The organism is Brevundimonas sp. TWP2-3-4b2 (assembly GCF_049897345.1).
In the GTDB taxonomy this organism is placed as follows: domain Bacteria; phylum Pseudomonadota; class Alphaproteobacteria; order Caulobacterales; family Caulobacteraceae; genus Brevundimonas.
Window position 1 is genome coordinate 131,555 of the sequence record NZ_JAFCWB010000001.1, and the last position, 26,999, is coordinate 158,553.

The 26,999-nt window shown below is 63.1% G+C and carries 19 protein-coding genes; 12 read left to right on the forward strand and 7 right to left on the reverse strand.

Translation table 11 applies throughout. The features are described 5' to 3' along the window. The 5 genes from ACP7AS_RS00625 to ACP7AS_RS00645 all read left to right on the forward strand — a co-directional run bounded on the left by ACP7AS_RS00625 (window position 1) and on the right by ACP7AS_RS00645 (window position 4,950). On the forward strand, window positions 1-636 hold the full coding sequence (locus tag ACP7AS_RS00625) for an MBL fold metallo-hydrolase (RefSeq protein WP_426026890.1): 636 nt from the start codon (window positions 1-3) through the stop codon (window positions 634-636). Continuing rightward, complete coding sequence (locus tag ACP7AS_RS00630; RefSeq protein ID WP_426026891.1) at window positions 620-1,630, forward strand: 3-oxoacyl-ACP synthase III family protein; 1,011 nt, start codon at window positions 620-622, stop codon at window positions 1,628-1,630. Before ACP7AS_RS00625 ends, ACP7AS_RS00630 begins: the two co-directional genes overlap by 17 nt. 20 nt (window positions 1,631-1,650) lie before the next feature. Next, window positions 1,651-2,988, forward strand: a complete 1,338-nt coding sequence (locus ACP7AS_RS00635; protein WP_426026892.1) for a class I adenylate-forming enzyme family protein — start codon at window positions 1,651-1,653, stop codon at window positions 2,986-2,988. A gap of 77 nt (window positions 2,989-3,065) precedes the next feature. Continuing rightward, on the forward strand, window positions 3,066-4,136 hold the full coding sequence (locus tag ACP7AS_RS00640) for a glycosyltransferase (RefSeq protein ID WP_426026893.1): 1,071 nt from the start codon (window positions 3,066-3,068) through the stop codon (window positions 4,134-4,136). Further along, the gene (locus ACP7AS_RS00645; protein WP_426026894.1) at window positions 4,123-4,950 is read left to right on the forward strand and encodes a polysaccharide deacetylase family protein; all 828 of its coding nucleotides are present in this window, start codon (window positions 4,123-4,125) and stop codon (window positions 4,948-4,950) included. Before ACP7AS_RS00640 ends, ACP7AS_RS00645 begins: the two co-directional genes overlap by 14 nt. On the opposite strand, the gene ACP7AS_RS00650 is transcribed toward ACP7AS_RS00645, so the two are convergent. From ACP7AS_RS00650 to ACP7AS_RS00660, 3 genes are all read right to left on the reverse strand, one after another. After that, window positions 4,947-6,017: a glycosyltransferase family 4 protein gene (locus ACP7AS_RS00650; protein ID WP_426026895.1), complete on the reverse strand. Its 1,071-nt coding sequence runs from the start codon at window positions 6,015-6,017 to the stop codon at window positions 4,947-4,949. The two genes, ACP7AS_RS00645 and ACP7AS_RS00650, sit on opposite strands and share 4 nt — an antisense overlap. 32 nt (window positions 6,018-6,049) lie before the next feature. Continuing rightward, a complete protein-coding gene (gene gmd, locus ACP7AS_RS00655; RefSeq protein WP_426026896.1) occupies window positions 6,050-7,084 on the reverse strand; it encodes a GDP-mannose 4,6-dehydratase in 1,035 nt (344 codons plus the stop codon). 103 nt (window positions 7,085-7,187) lie between these two features. Further along, complete coding sequence (locus tag ACP7AS_RS00660; protein WP_426026897.1) at window positions 7,188-8,588, reverse strand: hypothetical protein; 1,401 nt, start codon at window positions 8,586-8,588, stop codon at window positions 7,188-7,190. Window positions 8,589-8,767: 179 nt separating this feature from the next. Here ACP7AS_RS00660 and ACP7AS_RS00665 point away from each other — a divergent pair, with 179 nt between their 5' ends. Both ACP7AS_RS00665 and ACP7AS_RS00670 read left to right on the forward strand, forming a co-directional pair. Continuing rightward, a complete protein-coding gene (locus ACP7AS_RS00665; RefSeq protein WP_426026898.1) occupies window positions 8,768-9,901 on the forward strand; it encodes an NAD-dependent epimerase/dehydratase family protein in 1,134 nt (377 codons plus the stop codon). A gap of 54 nt (window positions 9,902-9,955) precedes the next feature. Continuing rightward, entirely contained in the window at window positions 9,956-11,488 is a 1,533-nt protein-coding gene (locus ACP7AS_RS00670; protein WP_426026899.1) for an MATE family efflux transporter, read from the forward strand. Window positions 11,489-11,509: 21 nt separating this feature from the next. Here ACP7AS_RS00670 and ACP7AS_RS00675 read toward each other — a convergent pair whose 3' ends face one another. Together ACP7AS_RS00675 and ACP7AS_RS00680 are read right to left on the reverse strand one after the other, a co-directional pair. Beyond that, the gene (locus ACP7AS_RS00675) at window positions 11,510-12,154 is read right to left on the reverse strand and encodes a class I SAM-dependent methyltransferase (protein ID WP_426026900.1); all 645 of its coding nucleotides are present in this window, start codon (window positions 12,152-12,154) and stop codon (window positions 11,510-11,512) included. Window positions 12,155-12,156: 2 nt separating this feature from the next. Continuing rightward, window positions 12,157-12,702, reverse strand: coding sequence for an acyltransferase (locus ACP7AS_RS00680; RefSeq protein WP_426026901.1), 546 nt, complete (start codon window positions 12,700-12,702; stop codon window positions 12,157-12,159). Between the two features lie 175 nt (window positions 12,703-12,877). Here ACP7AS_RS00680 and ACP7AS_RS00685 point away from each other — a divergent pair, with 175 nt between their 5' ends. The 5 genes from ACP7AS_RS00685 (at window position 12,878) to ACP7AS_RS00705 (ending at window position 19,775) form a co-directional block, all read left to right on the forward strand. Beyond that, the gene (locus ACP7AS_RS00685; RefSeq protein WP_426026902.1) at window positions 12,878-13,762 is read left to right on the forward strand and encodes a glycosyltransferase family 2 protein; all 885 of its coding nucleotides are present in this window, start codon (window positions 12,878-12,880) and stop codon (window positions 13,760-13,762) included. Window positions 13,763-13,887: 125 nt separating this feature from the next. After that, window positions 13,888-14,232: a hypothetical protein gene (locus ACP7AS_RS00690; protein WP_426026903.1), complete on the forward strand. Its 345-nt coding sequence runs from the start codon at window positions 13,888-13,890 to the stop codon at window positions 14,230-14,232. A gap of 359 nt (window positions 14,233-14,591) precedes the next feature. Further along, window positions 14,592-16,850, forward strand: a complete 2,259-nt coding sequence (locus ACP7AS_RS00695) for a GumC family protein (protein ID WP_426026904.1) — start codon at window positions 14,592-14,594, stop codon at window positions 16,848-16,850. Window positions 16,851-16,870: 20 nt separating this feature from the next. Continuing rightward, a complete protein-coding gene (locus ACP7AS_RS00700) occupies window positions 16,871-18,109 on the forward strand; it encodes a tetratricopeptide repeat protein (protein WP_426026905.1) in 1,239 nt (412 codons plus the stop codon). Window positions 18,110-18,428: 319 nt separating this feature from the next. Then, a complete protein-coding gene (locus ACP7AS_RS00705) occupies window positions 18,429-19,775 on the forward strand; it encodes an O-antigen ligase family protein (protein WP_426026906.1) in 1,347 nt (448 codons plus the stop codon). Between the two features lie 93 nt (window positions 19,776-19,868). On the opposite strand, the gene ACP7AS_RS00710 is transcribed toward ACP7AS_RS00705, so the two are convergent. After that, the gene (locus tag ACP7AS_RS00710; protein WP_426026907.1) at window positions 19,869-20,801 is read right to left on the reverse strand and encodes a metallophosphoesterase family protein; all 933 of its coding nucleotides are present in this window, start codon (window positions 20,799-20,801) and stop codon (window positions 19,869-19,871) included. A 406-nt stretch (window positions 20,802-21,207) separates the two neighbouring features. Continuing rightward, a complete protein-coding gene (locus tag ACP7AS_RS00715) occupies window positions 21,208-26,997 on the reverse strand; it encodes a M10 family metallopeptidase C-terminal domain-containing protein (protein WP_426026908.1) in 5,790 nt (1,929 codons plus the stop codon). Window positions 26,998-26,999 lie beyond the last annotated feature (2 nt).

Here is a 26,999-nt window from a genome sequence, read left to right on the forward strand (position 1 = left end):
TTGGCCCTGACCACCGGACCTTTCCGGCAGAACGGCTACGTCGTCGTCGGTTCCGGGGGCGATGCTCTCGTCATCGACCCGGGTGGCGAGGCGGACCGCTTCCTGACTGCTCTGGAGAGCCGAAACGCTACGCTGAAGGGCATTGTGAACACCCACGGCCACTTCGATCACATCGGCGCTGTTCAGGACCTGATCGACGCTACGGGCGCGCCGTTTCTGCTACACAGCGGAGACCACGCCCTCTTGCGGCGAGCAAACCTCTACAAGGCGCTGTTCCAATCCCGCGAAGCCATTCGCGTGCCCGGGACGGTCATCGATCTGAAGACGGAGTCGAATCCTGTGGCCCTCGGGAGTTTGTCCGTGGAGTGGATCGAGACGCCGGGGCACACCGATGGGTCCGTCTGTCTGTTGATCGAAGATGCGCTGTTCACAGGCGACACGCTCCTTTCCAAGGGGCCGGGCAGAACGGATTTGCCGGGCGGTGATCGCAAGAAACTCGAGCAGAGCCTGGATGTCCTCCGCGGTCTGCCTCCGACACTGCAGGCCTATCCCGGCCACGGACGCCCCACCACGCTGGCGCAGTTTTTTGGCCATATTCTGGATTCCGAAAAGGGCGAGCATGCAGGCCGGCATTGAGGGGATTGGCGTCGCGCTCGGCTCAACGACTCTGACCAACGACGAATTGGCGGCGCAGTTTCCGGAATGGGACTTCACCAGCCTGATCGGCAAGACCGGCGTCACGTCTCGCCCGATCGCCGCACCGGGTGAAACGGCGCTCGACCTGGGCGAGCGCGCCTGCCGCCATCTCGAGGCGCAGGGACTTCTGAAGGCGGACGAGATCGACGCCGTGATCTTCTGCACAGAGACTCCGGACCACCCGATCCCGCCGAACGCCTGCGTCCTCCATGGCCGACTGAAGCTGAAAACGTCGGTCAGCGCGTTCGACATCACCTTGGCCTGCTCTGGCTTCACCTACGGGTTAATGTTGTCGCGCAGCATGATCGTCAGCGGTGCGGCGAGTCGTGTCCTGTTGGTCACCGCGGACACCTACTCGCGCCTGATCCACGAGGGCGATCGGGCGACGCGTTCGCTTTTCGGCGACGGCGCAGCGGCGACAATCATCTCCACGAACCCGGCCGGGATGCAAATCCTCGACGTGCAGACCGGAACTGCCGGCAGCCAGCATGGCCGGTTCATTGTCCGGGCGGGCGGTGCCCGTCTTCCGGTCAGCGAAACGACGCGGGCGGAGTATGTCGACCGGAGCGGCAACCGACGATCCCAGGAGCACATCGAGATGGACGGCCTCGGCGTCCTGTCGTTCTTCAACTCGACGATTCCCGGGGCCGTGCGCGACCTGCTCGCCAAACATCAGATGACGATCGCTGACGTTGATCTGTTTATTTTCCACCAAGCGAGCGCCGTTGCTCTCGAGGGCATTCGCAGGGCGCTTTGCTTGTCGGCGGAGAGATTTGTGGTCGATCTCGAAGAGACAGGTAATCTGGTCTCTGCATCGATCCCTGTTGCAATGTCGCGAGCGCAGAAGTGTGGACGCCTCGGGCCCGGTCAACGTATCGTTGTCTGCGGTTTCGGCGTAGGTCTATCTTGGGCGACGGCGCTGGTCCAGACCTGACCATCAACGACGGAAACGCCATGTCAGTCATCGACTTCCTCAAGGCGCGCCTTCTCGAGAACGCGGACGAACGGGTGCTAGGGTTCCGGGGAGAAAGCGTCACCGGCCGCCAACTTTTCGGGCAGATCGAGGCGAGCAAGCGCTGGCTGGCCGACCAGGGCGTGGGCAGCGGAACGACCGTGGTCCTGATCGGAGATTTTACGTTTGAGGCCATCGGCCACCTGTTAGCGCTCGTAGAACTTGGCGCGATCACGGCCCCGCTGACGCGCGCAACGCTGCGGAGCGTCGAGGAGCAGCTCGACGAGATCGAGCCGGACCTGATCGTCGATGCAGAACAGTCATCGGTCGAGAGGCGCGCGCGCCCCGTCGTCGCCAACGCCCATTACCAGGCCCTCCGCGAGCGTGATGCGGCCGGGCTGGTGCTGTTCACCTCGGGGTCTACCGGGCGCCCCAAGGCTGTCGTCCACGATTTCTCGCGGCTGCTAGAAAAGTTCCATGACGTGCGTCCCGCCATGGTGACGCTGAATTTCCTCCTGTTCGACCATTGGGGCGGGCTCAACACGCTGCTGCACAGCCTCTCAAGTGGGTCCATGCTTGTGTTGCCCGACAGCCGGAAGCCCGACGACATCTGTACGATGATCGACCGCTATCGCATCGAACTTCTGCCTGCCACACCCTCGTTCCTCAACATGCTGCTCATCAGCGGTGCCGTTCAACGGCATGACCTTTCCAGCCTTAAGGTCATTTCATTCGGGGCCGAACCGATGCCCGCCAGCACCCTGGATCGGCTTCGAGTGACCTTCCCGGCCGTCGACCTGCGGCAGACCTACGGAATGATCGAACTGGGCGTGTTGCGCGCCAAGTCGAGAAGCGACGGGTCTCTCTGGGTCAAGCTCGGCGGGAAGGGTTACGACCTTCGCGTGGTGGACGGGATGCTCGAGATCAAGGCGACCGCCACAATGCTCGGCTACATCAACCATCCGTCGCCCATCACCGAGGACGGCTATTTCAGGACCGGAGACCTCGTCGAGGAAGACGGTGAGTATCTGAAGATCCTCGGCCGAAAATCGGACCTGATCAACGTCGGGGGCCAAAAGGTCTATCCCGCCGAAGTAGAGACCGTCCTGCTCGAAGTCGACGGCGTGCTCGACGCGTCGGTCCACGGTGAGGCTCATGTGCTGACCGGCAAGATCGTGGTGGCCCGCGTCGTCATCCCGGAGGGTCACGACCCCGCCGAGATGCGGAAAACCATCAAGCGCCACTGCGCCGAGCGCTTGCAGCCCTACATGGTGCCCACGAAGATCAGCTTCGAAACCGGGCAGCTGCAGAACCATCGCCTCAAACGCCAGCGGCTCTAGCTCTTTTCGGGCCGTCTGCGGCGCTTCCTCGGGATTGGCGTCAACCGCCAGACCGCCATTCAACAATCCGGACCACCATGCTCACCGTCGGCACCATAGGCACACGCGGGATCCCCAACAGCCACGGCGGCTTTGAGCGCTTCGTCGAACTGCTTGTCGACGATCCGCGTTGGGCCGACGACGGCGTTCGCTTCGCGGTCTATGGCGAAGGCGAGGACACCCCGCACAATTCCTGGACGGCGCTCAGATCAGTGGGCTGCACGAAAAAGGACCGACCGTTCTGGTACTATTTCCGATCGGCCTACTTGGCCTCGAGGGAATGCGACGTCATCCTCTGCTGCGGCGTCGCCCTGTCCATCTTCGCCTTCTGGCCGGGCTTGAGAGGCAAGGCCCTGATCGTCAATCCGGACGGATGCGAATGGCGGCGCACGAAATGGTCGCGCCTTGGGCGCCTTATCGTCTGGGCGATGTATGCGCCGGCGATGCTCGCCGCCAAGCGGATCGTGATCGACGCGGAAGCGCTCAGATCGGATTTCAGGCTGAGTACGGAAGCTTGGTACATCCCGTATTCAGCGCCCGAACCCAAGGCAGCCGCGCTGACGCACGCGACCCGTGAGGCCTACGCGCTCGACCGGCCATATGTGCTGGTCGTCGCCCGGCTTGAGCCGGAGAACAACATCGGCATGATTGTGGAGGCGTTCGAAGCCTTGGCGGATCCGAGGTGCGAGCTCGTCATCATCGGCGGCACGACAACGCCTTTCTATCATTCCGTCCTGGCATCCCGGGCGAGCCCGAACATCCGCTTCATCGGCGGGATATATGATCAGGAAATCCTGGACCAGGTCCGGTCGAACGCCACCGTATATCTGCACGGACATTCGGTGGGGGGCACCAATCCGTCGCTCCTCGAAGCTCTCGCTTCGGTGACGGGCCGCCTCGGCTGTCACGACAACAAATACAACCGCGAAGTCGCCGGTGCCGAGTCAGACTATTTCGCCGATGCGGAGCAGCTGACGGAGCTGATGCGACGCCATCTTGCCGAACCGACGCCGTACACCCGGCGTCCTACCCGCGATATGCGCTTCCACCCCAATACGATATACGAGCGATACAAAGCCGTGTTCAGGGACGCCGATGCTGCTCGTTAACTCGTTTGACGTCGAACCCTGGTGGACGTCTACGCCTCCGTGCGTCGATCCGGCGGACTGGGGCGGCATGCCGGACCGCAGCGCCGGCCCCATGGCGGAATATCTCGACCTTTGCGACGAGGCCGGGGTCAAGAGCACCTTCTTCTTCATCGGCTGGTACGCTAAGACCTTCCCCGAGCGGGTTCGCGAGGTCGTGGCCCGCGGCCATGAGGTCGGCTGTCACTCCCTGTTGCACGAGGATGTCAGCACCCAGACGACCGCGGAATTCCGGGAGACGACCCTCACGGCTCGGCAGATCATCGAGGACGCCGCAGGTGTCGCGGTGGAGGCGTATCGCGCGCCCTCATTCAGCTTCCCGCCGGCGCGCAGCCGCGAACTCCTTACCGAACTCGCCGGGATGGGGTTCCGCGTCGACTCCTCCATCACAACCGCGGGGAGGGTCTACGGGGGGGGACACTCCGCCGAGCAGTACCCGAGGCCTATGCATCTAGGCGAAAGTCTCGGGATCGACATCTTTGAAGTTCCCGTACCGGGAGTCAGGATCGCGGGCCGTGACCTGACCGTGTTCGGGGGAGGCTATTTTCGACTGGCCCCCGGTCCTCTCCTGAACCATCTCGCCCGCCGCGAGCAATACCAGGTTCTTTACCTGCACCCGCACGACTTCGACCCCGATCTGCCGCCCCTGCCGAACAGCGGCACCGTCAGCCAGTTGCGGCGGAAACTCAGCATCGGCGACATCCGGCGCAAGCTTCTGGATCTTTACGCGAGCGCCGATGTCAAGACATGTGGTGAACTGGCGACGGCCGCCGCCTAGGCGGCGACGTCCCTGACAATCTGGGCGAAGCGCCGGGCAACTCTGTGCCAGGAGAATTTGGCGAGTTGCGCCTGCCGGTCACCCGCCGAGGCCGGACGGATTGGTTCTGAACCAAAATGCCCGGAGATAAGGTCACGCAACACGTCCCTCGCGTCGTCCCTTTCCGGGTCGAAGTAGGTCGCCAGTGATCCCGCGACCTCTGGCATCGACGTCCGGCTGGACGAGATGACGGGCAGCCCGAAAAGCGTTGCGTCAAGCAGCGGTATACCGAAACCTTCAGCGCTGCTTGGGAAGACGAACAGCGACGCCCCTCGGTATAGGTCGATCAGTTCCGCATCAGAGACATTGGAGAGCTGCCGGATCCGGTGATCCGATGGGACCTTCCACTCGTAACCCATGTGGTGAGAGCCGACGATGACAAGGTCGACGTCGGGCAGGTCGGCCGCCAGAAAGGCCTCTACGAGCAAGCTGATGTTTTTACGGCGTTCTATCCGTCCGACCGCAAGAATGTAGGGCCGTTTGGCGGGATCCGGTTCAGCCACCTCATAGACGGCCTCATCGAATGACGGTCCCAGCAGCAGCACATGGACCTTGCTGGATGCGAAGGGGAAGAGGCGTCGGATTGAGGCGGCGCTCGACTCGCTGATGGTGAGAACGCGCTTCGCCTGAATTAGCGTGAGAAGCGTCAGGAGCCTGAATCGGAAGGCGAAGGCCCAGGGAAAGTACTGCGGGTGGGTGACCGGCAGAATGTCGTGCATGAACACGACCGTCGACACTGGCGACAGGGGTGGCGCGATGTAGGTGAATAGCGCCGCCCTGACCCGCTCCCGGCGAAGCAGACGCGGGAAGTCGAGGAGCAGTCGGCGCGAAGAGGACGACGACGGCAGCTGTCTATGCTCGACACCAGGGTAAGCCTGACGGATTTGTTCCGGATCGTCGGAGAACAAGACGATTCCATCAGCCAGACCCTCCGCCTGAAGCGCCTCGACCAGGCGCGCCAGAACCGTTCGTGATCCTTGCGACTTTCCCGTCAGCACATGACCGTCAATGGCCAGCCTAAGCGTCACGTTATTTGCCCACGGCGCTCATGCATGAGACATCAGAAGTTGAAGCGGCGTTCGACGACCCGCCGCTCGTCGGCCTCGGCCATCATGACGACGAGCTGATCATAGCTGACAGCACGCTTCCAACCCAGCTTCTCCTCGGCCTTGGACGCGCTGCCGATGAGCAGGTCCACTTCGGCGGGGCGGAAGAACTCAGGCGAGACGCGCACGACCAAAGCGCCGGTCCGGGCGTCATGCGCGACCTCGTCGAGGCCCTCGCCTGACCAAACGACCCGCATGCCGATGCTGTCCGCAGCCCCGCTGACGAAGGACCGGACACTGCGGGTCTCACCCGTCGCGAGAACGAAATCGTCGGGAGTATCTGCCTGAAGCATGCGCCACATCCCTTCGACGTAGTCGCCAGCGAAACCCCAATCCCGCTGCGCGTCCAGGTTACCGAGTTCAAGCACATCGGCCTGCCCGTGTTTGATCCTCGCAAGCGTCCGGGTGATCTTGCGGGTCACGAACTCAGACCCGCGCAGCGGGGACTCGTGATTGAACAGGATGCCAGAGCAGGCGAACATTCCGTAGGCTTCGCGGTAGTTGATCGTGGCCCAGTGGCCAAACAGTTTCGAGACGCCGTACGGGCTGCGGGGATGGAACGGCGTATCCTCGGTCTGGGGCACCGCACGAACCTTGCCGAACATTTCGGAAGTCGAAGCCTGATAGAAGCGGGCTTGCGACCCGCTGGCGCGCAGTGCCTCCAGCATCCGCATCACGCCAAGTGCGTCGACATTGGCTGTATAGATCGGCTGTTCGAACGAGGTGCTCACAAAGCTCTGGGCGGCGAGGTTATAGATTTCGTCAGGCGCGACCTTGTCGAGGACTCGCTGAACGTTGGTCATCTCGGCAAGATCAAAGTCGTGGAGCTTGACGTCGCCGGAGATTCCCAACTCTTCAAGCCGGCCAATCGGGTTGGAACTGCTACGACGCACTCCTCCCTGTACCTCGTAACCCTTTTCAAGCAGCAGCTTGGCCAGATACGCTCCGTCCTGGCCGGCTATTCCGGTAATGAAGGCAGACTTTGTCATAGTGTCTCTCACAAACGCGCGATCCCCATACCGGCACCTTCGAACAATGCAAGGGAGCCCCCGCGGATTCCGGCCTTGACGGAGCCAGGGGCCAAGGCTGAGGTCAGCCCGACGGCGGTGACACAGGCCCGCGCCAGGCGAATCGCGCCGGGGTCGGCCCACGCGGCTGAGCTGCCGCGTTCGGGCTCCCCAAGCCCTTGGCGACGTGCGCCTGTCCGACCAGCAGGCTGCACCCGATGATCAGGCCGAGGGCCAGCAAAGGCGTTGATCCTCCCTCGCCCTGGTTCAGAAAACCAGCGGTCGTCGGCACCGAAAGCAGCATCGCCAGGTGCAGGCCACAGCCATAACGTCCCAGCAGGCGGAACTGTCGGATCGGCGACAGGGCGAGCCGCTGCAGCGGCAGGGCGAGGACGACGTGCTGCAGCCCGATCAGAATGATGCCTATTACCCCGGCCCTGACAAAAGCGAAGGAGAACAGGCTGTGGAAGACCGGAATGCCGGCATAGGTGCTGCCTTGCAGCAGCATCAGTTCGCGCAGCGGCACGACGCTGTGCAGGCCGGTGCCGAACACCGTGTTCCATAGGCCCTGTCCCTGCACGAAATTGTACGCTGAGAACGTCTCATATCCCCGCCAGAACGAGTTGATATCGCCGGCGGCCGTGCGGTCGAGCGCTAGGACTTCGCGCAGGACGGCGGGCGCGGAATAGTCCAGCAAACTGACAAGATCGACCGACAGAAGCATCGACAGGATCGGCGTGGTGAGCACGAACAAGGCCGCATAGATGACCGGAACGACACCCCAGGCGTACAGACGGAAGGGAATGAGCCCGGCCATTCCGATGAAGACCATGCCGCCGGCGACCAGCGCCGTCCTCGACTGGCTCAGCACGATGGTGGCGGCGGCCAGAACGACGACGGTGCCCAGCCATAACGCGCCGGCCGCGCTTATCCGCGGCTGGGTGATGAGGGCGTAGACCGCCGCGGCGGCCCCGAGCGGCAGGATCAACCAGCCGCCGGCGAGTTCGGTACGCAGTACATAACGTCCCTGGGCCACGATCTCGGGCGACGTGACGTACAGGCCAATGAAGTAGACGCTCAGCCCGACAGCGGCGAGCATCAGCGCGTTCAGGGGCACGCGGATGTCCCGGAAGTGAACGACCAGCGCGATGCCCAGTCCGAGCCAAACCGGAACCCGGAGGACGTAGTAGGTCGCGCGGAGCGCATCAAGGCCGAGATGACCGGTCAGGATGGTCACCACCGCTCCCACGCCCAGCAAGGCCAGCAGCGGAGCCACGATCCTCATGGTGGTGGCCAACGTCAGCTTCCGCCCGAGGAGGAGCAGGGCGAGGGCAGCGAGCACGGTCAACAATTCCGGCAGGCGGTTGCCGTTGGCCAGCCCTGCGGCGAGCAGGGTCGTGGCGATGGCCTTGGCACCTTCGTCGTGCGCCGCCGCGCCGACGGCCGGCGTCCGGGCCGCGGATCTCGCTTGAACAATAGATAGCATGTCCAAACACTATCGGCGGCGGCCGACCCCGGCAAGCAGCCACCTGCGCCTCCATCCCCTTGTCGCCGCGCGGGGGGACGCTCGGGGCCTATCCAAAGCGATTAGCGGGTGCGTTTCGCACCTCCGCTGGCTAATGTCGCTCGCTCTAACCATCGTCAAAGAAAGCGTCACGTTTCTTCATGGCCCACGTTCTGGTCACCGGCGGTGCCGGCTTCATCGGCTCGGCGCTTTCCGCGCGTCTGCTGGAATCCGGCCACAAGCTGAGGATTCTCGACTGTCTCAGCCCACAGATCCACGGTCCGGCCGCGACGCCGCCGGCCTGGATTGCGGACGCCGGCGTCGAGTTCCTTCAAGGCTCGGTGGAAGATCGCGGCGCGTTTGAGCGGGCGCTCGAGGGCGTCGAGATCGTGGTGCACCTCGCGGCCGAGACGGGGACCGGTCAATCCATGTACGAGATCGCCCGCTACAATGGCGTCAACAGCCAGGGTGCCGCCAATCTGCTGGACATCGTCGCCAGCCAGACGCACCGAACCCTGCAGCGAGTGATCCTGACCTCCAGCCGGTCGATCTACGGCGAGGGCGCCTATGCGCGGGTGGACGGGGCGCGCGTCACTCCCCCCGCCCGCTCGGCGCGCCAGCTCGCGGAGAGAATTTGGGAGCCGTTGGACGAAGTGACAGGAGATGTCCTGAGGGCCGTTCCGACGCGCGAGAGCGACCCGCCGCGTCCGGCGTCCATCTATGCGGCGACGAAATACGCGCAGGAGGACCTGGTCCGCATCGGCTGCGAAGCCTTCGGCATCGGCTATGCGATCCTGCGTCTTCAAAACGTCTACGGGGAGGGCCAGTCCCTGAACAACCCGTACACCGGCATCCTCTCAATATTCTCCACCCGGATTCGCCGCGGCATTACCCTGCCCCTGTTCGAGGACGGCGAGGAAAGCCGCGACTTCGTTCACGTCGAGGATGTGGTCGGCGCGATCTCGGCCTGTATCGAGACCCCGGAGGCGCCTGACGCGGTGGTGAACGTCGGGTCCGGCGTGGCGACCAGCGTGCGGTCGGTCGCCGAGTCCCTCAGCCGCGCCTTCGGCCGCCAGGCCGACCTGGTGATCACCGGCGAGTATCGCCTCGGCGACATCCGCCACAACTGGGCCGATATCAGCCAGCTACGCGAGCGTCTTGGTTACGAACCCCGGATCGATCTGGATACGGGGCTTCGCCGTTTCGCGGACTGGGTCTCCGCCCAGCCCCTGCCCGAGGACCTGCTGGACAAGGCCAACAACGAGCTTAAGGCGCGCAACCTGATGCGGGCCTGAGCCGCGCTCAGGAAAACGTCCCGCCCCGCGAAGGGCCCAAGAAGGACTGACGGCTTGAAAGCCAAAACCCTATCGAACGCGATCTGGAACGTCGTCAACGGGAGTTCCAGCGCTCTCGTCGCCGTGATCGTGCCGCCGTTCCTGACGCGCCTGCTGGCACCCGACGCTTACGGTGCATGGGCCGTAGCGCTTCAGATCGGTGCCTATGTCGGCCTGTTTGGCTTCGGCATCCAGATGGCCGTCGGCCGCTATGTCGCCTATTGCGACGCGCGCGGCGACCGCGAGCAGAGGGACGGCATCGTCGCCACCGCCTTCTGGTTCCTGACGACCGCCAGCGTGGCGGCCTTCTTGGTTATCCTCGCCGCGGCCTTCTCGATCCAGCGGCTGCTTCCTGAACTGGACCCGGCGCTCGTCGGCCAGACCCGGTCGGCCATCGTGCTGGTCGGACTGTCCCTCGCCATCAACCTTCCGGCGTCCGTCTTCGCCGCCATCTTCACCGGTCTGCAACGGTCCCATGTGCCGGCCCAGATTCAGGGCGCGGGGCGCATACTGCTGGCGTGTGGGCTCATCGCCGCCGGCCAGTTCCGTGACATCGGCGTCCTGGGCCTTGTCTATGTGCTGATTTCGGCCCTCACCGTCGCCGGCCTGTGGTTCGCATGGCGGACCCGCACCCCGGCGCCCAGTCTGGCCCTGCGGAAGGTTTCAGCCGCACACGGCCGCGAACTCGCCAGCTTCTGCTTCAGCCTGACCATCTGGAACTTCGCCATGCTGATGGTCAGCGGCCTGGATCTGCTCATTGTCGGGCGGTACGACTACGCCTCAACGGCCTTCTTCGCCGTGAGCGTCACCCTGACCACGCTGGTGTCGGGCGTCCTCAGCTCTCTCGCCGGCGCGCTCGTGCCGGCCGCGGCCTCAGTGGATCACGCCGAAGGAACGGCGGAGTTGCGCACACTCCTGTTCCGCGCGTCACGCCTGATCCTCGCCGCCTCCATCGTCGTTTCAGCGCCACTGATCTTCCAGGGCCAAGCGATCCTGAACATGTGGGTCGGTCCTGCCTACGCCGCACAGGCGACCATCCTGCTGGCCGTTCTCGTCCTCGCGACCCTGATCCGGAATGCGATGGTGCCCTATGTCACCGTGGCGATCGGAATCGGCTATCAGCGGCGGATGTTCGCCACTCCCTTGGTGGAAGGCGCTGTCAGCGTTATCGCCAGCGTGGTGCTATGCCAGCTTCTGGGCGCGATCGGCGTTGCGGTCGCCAAGGCGATCGGCGCCGTTGTCGGCGTCGCCCTCCTGCTGGTTCAGCACCCTCTGAAGCAGCCCCTGGGCGGGGTCAGTCGCTTCGATTATTTCCGTCACTGCGTGATGCAGCCGGCCTTGGCGCTAATCCCGATCGCGGCGGTGGGATGGCTGGTGGACCGGACACTACCTGATGTCGGACTTGTGGGACCGGGTCTCATCTTTGCCGCAGCGGTGGTCGCGGTCTGGTTCTTCACACTGTCGTCTGAAGACCGAACATTTGCGATCCAGGTTGTACGGCACCGGGGTTCACTTCGTCATCCTTCAGGGCCTCGCGCCGAGGGTTGATGAGTGATGCGACGCTGCCAGTCACCCCGGCTTTGTGGCGGAGAACTCATAAGTCCGCGTCAGCATGCCCGAGGCCAGACCGAGCGTCATGCGATTTGCAAGCGCCGACTTGTTCAACAGCACGGGTTCGATCCTGACATCGACAAGTCCGGCAGACCGCAGCAACTCGTCGATCGAGGAGCGGGTGAAGAACCGGTAGTGCGTCCGATCCATGATACCCTCCTCGACGTACTCCCACTTGCCTCTGAAAATGAGCGGGAAGGTCACGCTCCAGTGCTGAACATTCGGCAGCGCACCGACGAACTGCCCGCCGGGCCGGATCCTATCAACGATGTGCTTCAGGACGAGCCACGGATCGTTGACGTGCTCAAGGACAAAGCTGGCAATCGCGAGATCGTAGCCGTTCCCTAACTCTTCAGGCCCGAACGACGAGATGTCGCCGGACAGAATTTTGGCTTCAGGGCACGCTGCCCGCGCACGCTCTGCAATCGAGGGGATATATTCGACGCCGGTGGCGACAGTCGCGCCGTCGTCAATCAGGCGGCGGAGGAGTGCGCCACCCGCGCAACCAACTTCCAGAACGGAGCGAAATCCTGGGCGAACAAACGCGAGCAGTCGGGACTGATCATGGTCGTAGTAGCCTTCTGCGGAAACGGGTGCAGACATGCTCATTCCTTAAGCAACCGCGCCGGAACGCCGCCAATTCGGCTTCCGGCAGGGAAAGATTTAGTAACTACCGCCCCGGCCCCGATGACACAGCCTTCGCCCAGCTCGACACCCCCCAAGATTTTCGCACCGTAGCCGACAAAGCACCAGTCTCCGATCCGGACCGGCCCTTTTGAACGCAACGGTTGCTTCATTATCGGAACGTCGCGACGATCTTTAGAGTGTTCGTTGTCGCTAATGTAAACGTGTTCCGACAGCACGACGTTGTTACCGATTATGACAGACTGGCATGACGTTATGCAGGAGAACCGCCCGATGTAGACATCGTCTCCAATGACAATATATGGCTCGAATTTCTCACCCGAATATTCAACAATCGGCGAGAAGTATGAATACTCGCCAATCCGACACCTCTTGCCAATGCGGATGCGCTCTGGGTTGTGTATAAGCCGCGGCCGCGACATGACTGCGTCTGGCGCGCGCTTTAGTATCGGGAGCGGTGGGACCGACCGTAACCTGTCCAAAAAGCGTAATATGAATTTTTTCATAGAGCCGCGATGAAAATACGTCCGCCCGAGAAGATCTGATACATCAGGTGACCAATATCGACCCCAAACCGGCCAGTTCTAAGCGAATAATCCGCAGTTTACATTTGGGACTCTGCGGGAATATACGCTCTTGGCGCGAAACTCAATGACCGCGTCGTAGCGATGGCAGGTTTAGGTGTCCAGGATAACCCTCGTCACGGTCACGTTCAACGGCGCCGGCGTGTGGGTGCCGTTCATGGCGTCGGTGTTGGCCCAGAAGCCGGCCGACTGGCGGCTGATCGTAATCGACAACGCCAGCAGCGACGGCACGCGCGCCCTGCTGGCGCAGATCGATGATCCGCGGGTTACGGTCATCCTGAACGACGGCAATGTCGGCGTCGCCGCGGCCAACAACCAGGGCATCGAGGCGGCGCTCGCAGGGGGCGCGCACCGCGTGGTCCTGATCAACAACGATACGGAGTTCGGGCCCGACCTGCTGGCCCGGCTGGACAGTCAGATGGCGGCATCGGGGGCGGACGTGATCTCGCCGTTGATCCCTTACTACGACCGGCCGGACCGGATCTGGTACGGCGGCGGGTCGTTCGTTTGGCTGTTCGGCATCATGAACAAGCACGACCATTCCGACGCGGAACTGGCAGCCGTCGGCGACAAGCCGTTCCAGAGCGACTATGCGCCGACCTGCTGCACCATGATCGACCGGAGCGTGTTCGAGCGGATCGGCCTGATGGACGAACGCTACTTCGTCTACTGGGACGACACCGACTTCATGTGGCGGATGAAGCAGGCGGGTCTTCGCCTGTTCGTGGACCCGTCCGTCATCCTGCTGCACAAGGTGAGCAGTTCGACCGGCGGGGCGTTGTCGAATTTCACGATCCGCTATTATTTCCGCAACCAGATGCTGTTCACGCGCAAGTTCCACGGCTGGGCGGGGACCCTCTACTCGGCCGCGACCTCGCTGGCTGTCGGAGCCGTCAGGCTGGTGCTGAGGGACGACAAGCCGCGGCACTTCTATCTCAGGGCGCGAGCCCTCGCCGAAGGTCTGTCGCTGCCCCGTCCCTGAAAGCCGGCCTCTGAAATCACCGTGCGACTTTCTGGAACCAGGCGGAGCGGTTGTCCCTTGATCGTCGGACAATGGCGCGCCGCGGGCGGTGCCGCACGTCGAGCCTGTCCTGTACCTGGAAATTCATGCGTAACCTTATCCTTGTCGCCCTTTTCGCGGTCGCCGCGTGCTCGACCGGCCCGCCGGGGGAGACGACGTCAAACGCCTTGCAGACCGTTGACCGGATCGCGCTGCAGAATGCGATGGCGACCAGTTTCTTAGAGACCGAATACCGGATCGGCCGGACCGACACAGGGCCGATCGGACCTGTTGCTACTTGCGCGGCTTGCGCATGGTGGCCTTTGAGTTCGTCGCGCGACTTGCTAAGGCATGAAGCGGATCACTTCGAGTTCGTCGAAGGGTTTGGCAGGCAGCAGCAATTTCTGCTTCCCGCCCGCTTTGGGATCGGAACTTTATGCGCGCGCTCCTGATAGCTTGCTTGTTTATGCTCTCTGCGTGTTCGTTAGGATCCATGCCCGCGGCCTCATCGGATGTGGCTGGCCGTTTAGACCCTCTGGCGCTGCAGACCTTCGGAAGCGATCCCGGCGCTCCCACTTACCGGACAGGACGGTCTGACCTGCTGGCTGTGTCGGTTCCCCAGATCCAGGACCTCAGCCTTGAAGAGGTTCGAATTGATACTTCGGGCAACCTGCCATTGCCGCCGCACCGAGCTTCGCAGCCTTCACCTATCTCTAGTTGAAATTGCGGGGCCCGAACCGCAGTTGACCTCTCCACTCCGGATTACGACCGTCGGCTAGGCCGATCTCCATTTGTTACGCAGGTTAGAAATATGCTTGGTGAAAACCCTCAAGATGGACGCGCAGATGCGCATCGGGAAGCGGCGGGCGCTGCCGGCTTGATGACCTACGGAACGATGCAGGCGGGCGCGTCGGCGAATCCGGTTTTTAATATTGCAGAATATTGGCGGCTCGCTCTCAAGCACCGCCTGGTGATCGGGTGCACATTTGTAGCATCCTTGGTGATCGGTATCGCAGTCACCTTGTTGATGACACCGATATATACAGCCTCGACCACAGTTCAGATCGACAGGGAGGCGGCTCGAGTTCTGGACGTCGCGGAGGTTCAACCGCGGGAATCGATGGTTCAGGGAGAGGAGTTTTTCCAGACACAGTACGGTATCCTGCGAAGCCGTTCTCTTGCCGAACAAGTGATCGACAATCTCGGCCTGGCCAGCTCTGATGCCTTCCTTGTCGAAATGGGTGCTTCTGATCCGGAAATCGCGGAAGGCGCTACAGCGGCGAGCCGCCTCGCCGCCCGACGCGAGGCCGTCCTTGAAGTTGTGCAGGCGAATCTTGGGGTGATCCCGGTTCGGGGCTCGCGCCTGGTGGCTGTGACATTCAACAGTCCTGATCCAGTTCTGTCGGCCCGCATCGCCAATGCCTTCGCCAGCAACTTTATTCAGGCGAATCTGGACCGTAAATACCAATCCTCCTCATACGCTCGCACCTTCCTTGAGGAGCGACTTGCCCAAACCAAGGCTACGCTGGAAAACGCTGAACGCGCCTTGGTGTCCTATGCTGCGGCTCAGCAAATCATCAACATCCAGGACGGCGACACCGCGAACGATCGCACCCAGTCGCTCGCTGCCAACAACCTGGTCGCGCTGAACGAGGCTTTGGCGGACGCCACGGCCCAGCGCGTCTCGGCAGAAGAGAAATGGCGGCAAGCCCGCACCTCTTCCCCGATGTCGCTGCCTGAGGTGCTTCAGAATCTGACGATCCAGGGCCTGACCGAGATGCGCGCCAAGACACGCGCCGAATATGAGCAGAAATCTCGCATCTATCAGGCTGATTGGCCTGAACTTGTTCAGTTGCGCGGGCAACTTGATGAGTTGGACAGCCAGATCAACGCAACGGCCCTGAATGTTCGCCAATCGATCCAGGGTCAGTACACCGTCGCTCTGAACCAGGAGCGTTCGCTGCGGGCCCAGGTCAACGGCCTGAAGGGCGACGTCCTCGACTTGAGGTTCCGGAGTGTTCAGTACAACATTCTTCAGCGGGACCTGGATACGAACCGCACTTTGTATGACGGCCTTCTGCAGCGCTACAAGGAAGTCGGCATCACCGGCGGTGTGACGACCAACAACATTTCCATCATCGACCCGGCGGAGCCGCCGGCCGAGCCTTCCAAGCCGGATCTGCTGCTCAACATCCTGTTGGCGATCATCCTGGGGCTCGGACTGGGCGTTGTGATTGCCTTCCTCCTGGAAGCACTCGATCAGAGTCTCGCTACCCCGGATGATGTCGAAAGCAAGCTGGGCATTCCCGTGCTGGGGGTCATCCCGCTCTTTGAGAAAGGAGACACGGCGCTCGCGGCGCTGGCGGACACCCGGTCGCCGTTCTCGGAAGCCTATTACTCCTTGCGTACGGCGCTTCAGTTCTCAACCGGGAACGGCGCTCCGAGGTCCCTGCTGGTCACCAGCGCGTCTCCAGCCGAGGGCAAGTCGACGACGGCCTATGCCATCGCTCTCAACTTCGCGCGGATCGGAAAACGTGTGTTGCTGATCGACGGCGACCTGCGGAACCCATCAATGCACCGGGTTGTCGGCGTCGACAACGACAGGGGCATGAGCAATCTGCTGGCTGGCTCCGCCGAGATCGGGGAAGTAGCTCGCAACACCCCACAGGCGAACCTTGACATCATCTCATCCGGCCCGCTGCCGCCCAGCCCGGCCGAGCTTTGGGGCGGTGACCGGCTCCGTCGGCTTCTTGATGAACTGAAAACCCGCTACGATCATGTCGTAATCGACGGGCCGCCGATTCTCGGCTTCGCCGATGCGCCCATCCTCACCGAAGCGGTCGAGGGCACCCTCTTCATTGTTTCTTCCCGAGGTGTGAGGCGCGCGCAGGCCCGTGGCGCCCTGCGGCGCCTTGCATTTAATCACAGCAGCATAATCGGCGCTGTGCTGACCAAGTTCGATACCAAGGCAAGTCAGTACGGCAGCTATGACTATGCTTACGACTACAACTACGGGTCAAAACCGGCCACGGCCGGGGCCGGGAGCGGGAAGAAGGGCAAACGGGATTGAGAAACAGGGCGGATGGTTCTGTGTCGTTTCGACGGATTCAGGTCTCTGAGGTCGCCTCCTACGTCCTGACCGTCGGGGCCGTTGTGCTGGCATGGCAAATGGCCACTCAGCCAATCATTCAGCGGGCGCCGGTGGAGATCGCCATCCGTATCGCCCCGGAATCGCCCCTGGTGTTGCGACGCGCGGCCGAGGCTGAACTGGCAGCAGGGCGCGTTGACGACGCCGCCGCCCTTGGCCGGGAAGCCTTGGGCCATTCGCCCTTCGACGTTCGGGCGCTTCGGGTGATCGGCCTGACGGAGGCTCGGGCCGAGCGCCGCGACAGGGCGGACGAGATTCTTACCTTGGCCGGAAACTGGAGCCTGCGCGACGATCCCGCCCATGCTTGGCTGGTCGAGCACCGACTGCGACGCGGCGACTACGCCTCCGCCTTCGCCCACGCCGACACTCTGGCGCGGCGTCGCGAGGATATCCACCCCCAGCTGTTTCGCCTGTTCACGGTCGCTGCCGCCGAAGACCCCCAACGTGTCCTGCCGGTGCTCACCAGCCTTTTGGCTGCCCGCCCGCCGTGGCGGTCCACCTTTCTGTCCAGCCTTTACGACGCAAACGGCGGCCTCCAGGTCGTCGCCAGCTTGGCAGTGCTGTTGCAATCAAGTCGGGCACCGCTTTCAACAGCGGAGCTGCAGGAGTTCTATAGCCAGATGATGGGAAGGGGGCAGATTGAGGCCATCAAAACCGTCCGGACTCGCCTGAACCGCCCGCGCACAGACACAGCTGTCACCAACGGCGGCTTCGATGATCAGACCGCGCCGGAACCCTTCCAGTGGTCATTGATCCAGAAGGCGGGCGCGGTCGCCCAAGTCATTGAAGACGACACGGACAGAGGAAATCCCGCCTTAAGGGTAGAATACGATGGTTACGCGACAGCCATTATGGCACGCCAACAGACGTTCCTGTCGGGCGGCCGGTATAGCCTGCGCACACAATCAAGAACCGAGGCGGGTGAACCGACCGGGCGCATGGAATGGACGATCACATGCGCTCCCGGGGGCGACAGGCTTGCCTCCGTCCCCGCGGTGCCGGCCACAGGCGCAGGCAACAACGCCTGGGTAAAATCGACGGTGGAGTTTTCGGTGTCGACGGCCTGTCCCGCCCAATGGCTCGAACTCAGGGGACTCCCCCTCGATCGCCGCGCTCCGATGGTGGTGTGGTTCGATCGGATCGCCATCACTCCTCTTGATCCGACTCGGAATGAGCGATGACCGGCGACGCACAGATCTGACCAGGGAAAATCTTGTTGCCTTTGGAAGCACGCGTAAGACCATCGCCGCTGTCACGGCGGGCCTGCGGGTCGTTGTTGGCCAGGCCGCTGCCGCTGACACTTCCGCCGTCACCCGCTGTGGCGACCGTGTTGGAGCTCGCGCCGACGCGAGCTCCAGGTTGGCCAGTATGCCGGTTTTCGTACTCCTGGTCGGCACCGCGGTTCTCGTCACCACGGTCGTGGTTGCGACCGACGACCGTTCGGAAAGCGATTCATCCGACCCTTCTCACACTGCTTTCGTTGTCGTATTGAGGTAGCGCGTGCCAAGAAAGAATTTCAGGGACCATTGGGATGCTGTCGCAATTGCGGCAGTTATACTGCTGGTCTTTTCTTTTGTGTTCGGCGGGGCCAGTCGCGAGCACGCGCTGCGTCTGGCGCTCGTAGAGCTGGCTGCCCTCCCGCTTCTGGTGCTCGCCGCCAACCGTCTCGTCAAAACCGGTCTGTGGCGTGAGCATCGTATGGCGCTGGGCCTGCTGGCGGCAGTGGTCGCCATCCCGCTGACCCAGCTGCTCCCGCTCCCCCCGTGGATTTGGACTGGACTGCCCGGCAGAGACCAGATGGTGATTGCGCTGGAACTCGCCGGAATCGAGCCGGGCTGGAGTCCGTTCAGCCTTGCGCCCGAACACACCTGGCGGTCGGCCCTGGCGCTTGCGCCTCCTGCGGCCCTTTTTCTCGCTATGCTGTCGGCGTCCACTGACCAGCGAGAGCGGCTTGCCCGGTTTTGCATCGCCGCAGCAATCTTGGGAATCTGCCTCGGCTCCGCCCAGCTGGCTACTGGCGGAAGCGGTCTTTACGCTTGGAACGGCACGCGCGCAGGCTCGGTCAATGGCCTCTTCGCCAACCGCAACCATTTCGCGTCTTCCCTCCTGGTCACCGTACCCTTCGCCATCACGCTCGGGGCCGCGGCCCTGAGACGACGCAATCCCCAAACCACGGCCCTGTGGTTGGGAGCCCTGTTCACGGGTCTGGTGATTGTAGCCCTTGCCGCGATCCGGTCGCGGGCAGGGATCATCCTGTTCGCCCCGGTTATGGTAGCCAGCCTGATGGCCGCCTGGATCGCGGCAGGACGAGGACGCCCCGGTCTACGGCTCCTGGTGCCCGTGGGCCTGATCGGCGCGGCGCTGACGGCCGTCGCGGTGTTGGCGCTGCCCTCGATCCTGGACCGGTTTGATACCCAGGGGGCTCCCGAGGGCCGCTTCGAGCGCTGGCCGCTGGTTGCGGAGACAGCCCAGACTTACCTTCCTCTCGGTTCCGGTATCGGCAGTTTCGACGCCGTCTATCGTTCGGTCGAACCTCTGGAACAGTTGGACAGCACCTTCTTCAACCAGGCTCACAACGAGTATCTGGAGACATGGCTTGAGGCCGGCTGGCTGGGCATCGGCCTGGTCCTGGCCTTCCTCGTCTGGTATTTCCGGCGTTCGTGGAGCGCCTGGAAATCTCCACCCTCCAGGGAAGGGGATCTTCAGCGCGCGGCCAGCATCGGCGTCGGCGTTCTGGTCCTGCACTCCCTCGCCGACTATCCGCTCCGGACCGCCACGCTGGCTGTCGTCTTTGCGCTGTGTTGCGGCGTGCTCGAACTGGCCCGGCGATCCGACCCCGCGCGTTGAAAGCACCGGTCAGCGGACGGAATTGGCCGGCCGCCATCATCATCGCAGCGCGCCCGTTGAAGACCGAGGGCTCACGGGCCGCGGCCGAAGGGACTACCCGACGGCGTCGGAATCAGCCGCCGAGGGGCTAAGTCGCTCGGCACGAACGACCACGCCCGTGCCCCCGGTCGGAAGGTATTGTTCAACCTCGCACCGGGGTCCGGGTCCACGCCTTGGCCCGATGGACTGAAGGAGGCTCCGCTCACACCCGTCCAGCCTCACGGCGCTCAAAACCCCTGAGTCATAGGCCTTGGTGTCAATGCCAATGCGGCGATGATCCGCATGCACTCCTGTTGCCGGCGTATGGCCATGCACGATCACGCATTCGAACTCCGCCGGGCTCTCCAGAAAGGGTTGGCGGATCCACATCAAATCCTGCGGGGACTGCCGGGACAGCGCCAGTCCCGGACGCGCTCCGGCGTGGGAGAAGAAATAGTCACCGACGGTCACACTGAGTTCGAGAGTCTGAAGGAAGGTCATTTCAGGCGCCTCCAGCTTGTGCCGCAGGTCAGCCGCCACCCGGCCCCAAGCGTCCGCCCGATGCGCCATTTCGGGAGCGCACAGTCCGTAGGAGCGCAGCGCACGGTCACCGCCGTACTCGCACCAGCGTGAACCCTTGGTGGGGTCGGCGAGGAAATCGAGCATCGCCTGCTCGTGGTTGCCTTTCAGGAACCGCCATTCAATGCCCTCGGACGGGGAGAGTCCGGCGAGCAGCCGGAGCACGCCGCGGGAGTCCGGGCCACGGTCGATGTAGTCACCCAGGAAGATGACCACTTTTCGCTCAGAGACGCTGGCGTGAAGATCTGCTGTGATCGCTTCCACCAGGGGCAGAAGGAGATCAAGGCGGCCGTGAATATCGCCTACGGCCCAGACCACCGTCCCTGGCGGAACAGCCGGCGCGTTGGGTACCGTCACTTTGGTTCGGGCTCGGAACAACTTTGAGATCATCGTATTCTGACACGCGCTGAAGGTCTGCGCGGACGCCACTCTGGTGCTTCCCCGACCTACCCCTATAGCAACGGACCTGTGTCTTCAGAAGGGCGATGATGAGGCTTCCGGAGCACCGGCTCGTTGATTGACGGCGAATGCGTTCCAGCCGGTGGCGCCGGTTCCCCGCTGACAGGCAAGCCACGGCGCAGGCGTGGCCCGACCGACAGAGTGTCTCGGCCACCCTGCCCGGTCTCCGCCAACGGCATGGCGGCAAGGATCTCCCGGAGCTGCCGGCCCGCCGCCAGGATGTGATTGAGCGAACGCGCCGGGGCGGGTTCGCTCTCAAACAGAGCGTCGGATCCCGGTTGCGGCAACGGGTGAGGCCGCACAAGCCTGCACATTGCCGAACAAGCCGGACTACGCCCGCCGCACTATTCGGACGCCCACGCCACGGACGCGCCGGTCATCCAAAAGCGTCATACTTGGAAGGAGCACCCATCACCGACCAGTGATCCAGCAGTGTCAGGCCTTCCTCGGAAGAGGTGAGCGGGTTCTCCTGGGGCAGTGACATCAGGATGTCCCGGGCAAACTCCATCTCTGTGAGGGAGACAGCCCCGAGGTCGAAGCCATTCGTGAGCTCCGGCATGACGGGCGGCAGGTCATCAAATTTCGCCGTCAGGACGAAGCCATCGTCGACCGTTGGGAAGACCTCAGACGATCCCCCTTGATCCATCCATGCGGCGACCAGATAGCCTTCGTCCGCCGGAACCTCGTACAGATGATGCCTCTCTGCGGTATTGCCGTGAAGCGGTGTGAAGTCTGCCGGTCCGGGCCTGTCGCCTGCGGGACGCAGGGTCTCGCCCGGAAGAACCTGAGGTCCGTCTTCCTTGGCTATGTCGCTCGTCGCGATGGGCAGACCCTGCTGCCCGCTGAAGGCCTGCGAAGCTTCCAGCGAAATCGATCGGGCACCGGAAATGTTGAGTTGGAAGGTGCCGGCCCCGAGGTCGAAGTCATTCGGGAGCTGCGGCATGACGGGTGGCAGGTCATCAAATTTCGCCGTCAGGGCGAAACCATCGTCGACCGTTGGGAAGACCTCAGACGATCCCCCTTGATCCATCCATGCGGCGACGAGATAGCCTTCGTTCGCCGGAACCTCGTACAGATGATGCCTCTCTGCGGTATTGCCGTGAAGCGGTGTGAAGTCTGCCGGTCCGGGCCTGTCGCCTGCGGGACGCAGGGTCTCGCCCGGAAGAACCTGAGGTTCGTCATCCTTGGCTATGTCGCTCGTCGCGATGGGCAGAACCTGCGGCCCGCTGAAGGCTTTCGAAGACTCCGGCGAAATCGATTGGGCACCGGAAATGTTGAGTTGGTAGGTGCCGGCCCCCGAGGCCGAACTTGAGACCACCACATAGTAGACGCCCGATGCTGGCACAGTGAAGCTGATCCGGGCGTCGCTGGCAGGACCGCTATTGTCATCTTTCGCCAGCAGGTTGCCGCGAGCGTCGTAGATCCGCAGCAGACCGTCCTGAAGTGTTCCAAGGCCCGCGCCCATGCCCTCCAGGTCAAGTATCAGCTGTTCGCCGGCGTTGCCCGAGAACTGGAACCAGTCGCGATCACCGATCGCGTTGAGCTGGCTCGTCTTCGAAGTGACCAGAAGGTGATCGGATCCTTGCTCCCGACCGAACAGGGAGTCTCCCGAACGGCCTTCGTCCGCACCCGCGATAAGCCAGTGCTCGCGCGCCTGAGCGGGTGTGAAGTTAGCCAGATCGCTGTTGCTGAGCAGGTAGGCGACCGCGTCGAAGCCCGAGGTTTGCCTGCCTTCTGCAAACCCTGTCGTCAGATAGTGCTGGACCGCCGCTGCGACGTCCATTCCAAACACCGACGCCAGGTCGCTGCTGGCCGCAGCGTACGCCAGCGGGTCGAAGCCGGTGGTCGCTCGCCCCTGAGCAGCGCCGACCGTCAGATAATGCTCCAGGCCGGCCTGGCTGTTCGTGCCGAAAGCGACCGTCAGATCAGCATGCGATGCGATGTAGATCAGAGGATCGAAGCCCGTCGTGCTCCGGCCTTCCGGCAGGCCGGCGATCAGGAAATGTTCGAGCCCCCTGTCGGCGTTCATTCCGAAGGTCAGCGCCAGATCCAGGTTGGATGCAAGATATCGCAGGGCGTCGAATCCAGTGACAGCGCGCCCGGCATCAGCCCCCGCGATCAAATAGTGATGCAGGGCTTGCACCGGGTTGTTGCCAAAGACCGCCAGCAGGTCCGTGTGCGACGCAAGATAGAGCCGCGGGTCGAATCCGGTGGTCGGACGTCCCTCAGCCAGACCGGTCGTGATGTAATGGGTCACACCCGCTACCGGATCGTCGCCGTACTGCCGGGCCAACGTCGGATTGCTCGCCAGGTAGATCAGCGGATCGAAACTCGCCGTGAAGCGGCCTTCCGCATATCCCGTCCCGAGGAAGTGCTGGGTGAGCGCCGTCTGATTCATTCCAAAGACCTGGGCGAGGTCAGTATTGCTCGCGGAATAAATCAGCGGATCGAAACTTGTCGCTGATCGGCCGGCCAGGGATCCCGTCGTCACAAAGTGTTCGGAGGCCAGCCGCTCATTGGTCCCCAGCGTGGGGATGAGATCCGGATTGCTGGCGACATACCGGAGCGCGTTGAACTGTGTGGCTGAACGGCCCTCGCTCTGACCCGCAACAACATAGTGACGATACGCCTCCTGCGGCGACCCGCGGAACGCACCGAGCAGATCGGAATAGCCTGCCATGTAGCGATAGGCGTCGAAGCCGCTCGCCGCCGCTGCACCGATCGAAACTGCGGCACCAACGCCGAACTGAACCTGCTCCACGCCGGTGACAGTGTCCACGTCCTGGGCACCGTCATAGACTCTCCACCCGCCTTCGATGGCCTGGAAGAAATAGCTGCTGGCCGGGCCCGAGAGTACAAGGGTGTCGATACCCTCGCCACCATTGATCGTATCCGATCCGGCTCCGCCGCTTAGCCGATCGTCACCGCCCAGACCATTGATGACGTCGTTGCCCGCTGCTCCGTTAATGACGTCGACACCCAGCCCGCCAGTAAGCGTCTCGCCGGCGGGACTGCCGTTGACAGTGTTGACGATCACCTCGCCAGCGACAGTGTAATAGCCGTCAGAGAACTGCAGGCGCTCCACGTTAACAAGCGCATCGACACCATCGGCGCCCGAGACGGTCGTGACTCCGGCCGCAGTGCTCAGCGTGTAAGCCGAACGGGCACCCGCATAAACGGCGGTGTCAGAACCGCTGCCGCCATCGATAGAGTCGTTGCCCGCGCCGCCGATCAGGAGGTCGTCGCTGCCACCCGCGTCGATCTGGTCGTTGAACGCCGTGCCTGTGATCGAGTCCGCGTTAGCCGTACCCGCAAAATACTGGCCGCCCCCGGCACCCACGATCAGCGTGCCGTCCGAGAACTGCATCCGCTCTACGTTGGTCAGGCTATCCGTACCATCCGGGCCCGCCACAGTGGTGACGGCACCGTTGGTCGATCGCGTGGAGCCGGCCATGGTACCAGAGAACACGGCCGTATCGGTTCCGGCTCCGCCGTCAATCGTGTCGTTGCCGCCCAGACCATTGATGACGTCATTGCCGTCAAGCCCGTTGATGACATCATCACCGGCCGTGCCGTTCAGGGTGTCCGCACTGGCCGTGCCGTTGATCGGCAAGCCCTCAACGACGCCCGCTGCATTGGTCACCATATCCGCGAACTGCAGCCGTTCCACATTGGTCACGGTGTCGGTGCCCTCGGCATTGGAAACCGTCGTGACACCGCCGGAAACCGTGACGGTGTAACTGGCGCGATTGCCCGCGAAGACGGCCGTGTCCGTGCCGATTCCGCCGTCCAGAACATCGCTGCCCAGGCTGGACCTCAGAATGTCGTCACCGGCATCGCCGAAGAGCTGCGAGCCGAGCAGGGTGGTGGGCTGGATCGCATGACCCGGAACCGAGATGTGAAGCGTATAGGTCAGTCCCGGCGGTGCCGGCGTGGTGGCATACCCGGTCGCGCCTGCCGACGCGTATTGCCCGACCTGCACATAGTAGGTCCCCGCCTGCGCGAAGGTGAACGTGAGCAAGGAGTCGGTCGCCGGGCCCTTGTCGCCGGTATACTGGGCGTCGTCATTGTCAGCCAGTTCCGTCCCGGCGGCGTTGAAGATCCGCAGGGTGGAGTCGAAGGACGCACCATCGATATCGAAGGTGACGGCCGTGTTCGCGCCAACGGTGAAGGCGTAGTATTCGAGCCCACCATGAGTCTCGGCGACGACCGTGGCGTGCGGCGTGACCTCGGCATCGAGAACGCCGTCACGCGGCAACCTGGCGAATGCACCATCGAGGGACACGGCGCTGGCGATTGAGCTGTTGGCCTCGTCAAACAGCTTGAGCACGTCAACCCCACCGCCGGAATTGGCCGCCGAGGCGACGAGCTCGTCGTTTCCGCCCCCACCGCGCAGTATATCGTTGCCGCCGTTTGCAGCCAGATAGTTGTCTTCGGCACCCCCGACGATCACATCGTTGAACCGCGACCCGATAACCCGTTCAAGGCCCGAGACGCTGTCGGTGCCCATTCCGCCGCGGGAGACTGTCCCCAGTTGCAGGTCGATTCGCAGTCCGCCCCGCGCCGCACTGGCGTCGAGCGTATCGACGCCCTCGCCCCCTGCGATGATATCGTTGCCCTGGTCGATGTAGAGCAGATCGTCACCACTACCGCCGTTCAGGGTGTCGTTGCCCCGACCGCCCGTGAGCTGATCGCTTCCAGCCAGACCGTTGATCACATCGTCGCCGCCGCCGCCGGAGAGGGTGTCTCCAAACTCCGAGCCGTCGATTGTGTCGTTGGTCATATCGCCGGAGAGCGTCAGCGCGCCGGTCCCCGCCGGGGCTGCGATGGTCATGTCCGAAAACACGAGAGACTCGACGTTCAGGAAGCGCGTCGTCCCCTCCGGGCCGGTAATGAAGCCCTCCCGGCCGGTGATGGTGATGGTGTAGGATGAGCGGGCACCACTGAAGACCAGCGTGTCGGTCCCCAGCCCCCCGTCCACCTGGTTGTTTCCGCCACCCGGCGTAATGCGGTTGTCCGCGCTGTTGCCATAGATGGTGTCATTGCCGGCACCGCCGATCGCATTCTCGATCACCGCGCCGATGGCGATGGAGACATTGCCGATCAGGGTGCCCAGATTGGAGAAGGCCCCCTGGCGCAGGTCGATCAGCTGTGTCGTGTTGTAGCCGGAGAAGTCGAACGTATCGACCCCGCCGGCGTCCCAGACGGCAAAGATCGGTGTCGCTGCGGACAGGGTGGCACTGAACCAGGCCCGGTCTGCCGTCGAATTGAAGCCGTAGGTCGTGTCTCCCGTCCGCGTCGACATATTGGCACCGTAAAGCCGCTGGGCGGCCGCGATGTCATCGAGAAGGGGAGCCGCCGCATACCGGCCCGCCCCATATGAGGCACCGGTCAAGGTCTCCCGGAAATAGCTCATCACAGTGTACTGGTTGGAGTCCTCGGCATAGGTCGCGTCGGCCGCATAGGTGATGCTGACGCCTTCTGCCGCGTTATAGTCGGACGGATGCCGCAGTCCGATCGCGTGGCCGATCTCGTGAACGAGGGTCAGCTGACCGTAACCCCACAAGGGCAGTGAGTTGCTGTTGTTGTTTAGCGAGATGTTGATCCAGACATCTCCTGCCTCCGCCCTCGTCCCGGGTGTGTAAGCGAACGCAGCAGCGCCGGCCTGCCCGCTGGAATAGTTCCCGAACAGCATGGTGGCGTTGTTTGAATAACCAGCCCCATCATCCTGACGCTGGAAAACGATGCCGGCGACGTCGGACCATGACTGGAGTGCCGTCAGGGTGGCCTGGATCTGGACTGTCGTGAAATTCGTGAAGCCCGAAACATTGTTCGGCAGCGTGCTAGCGCTCGACCTGAACGCATAGGTGACCGTCGTGGCCTGTCCGAGGGGCCCCCAGCCTGCAATACCGCGGGTGAGTTGCACCGCCGCCTCCAAGACATCGAGCGAAGGCTTGCCGTTGGCAACCGCCCCCCCGCCGCGCAGGTCCACGTAAATGGACAGACCCTTGTCGTCGCTCATGCAACCGGGGCAGCCGCAACCACCGATGCTGCTGCCGCTGATGTGGTCCACGCTCGTTGACCGAGACGCCATAACGCCGTCGTCCCGACCGTTGAACTGTTCGACGGCGAAGTTCGTCCGTTGCATGGAAAATCGAACAGGCATCA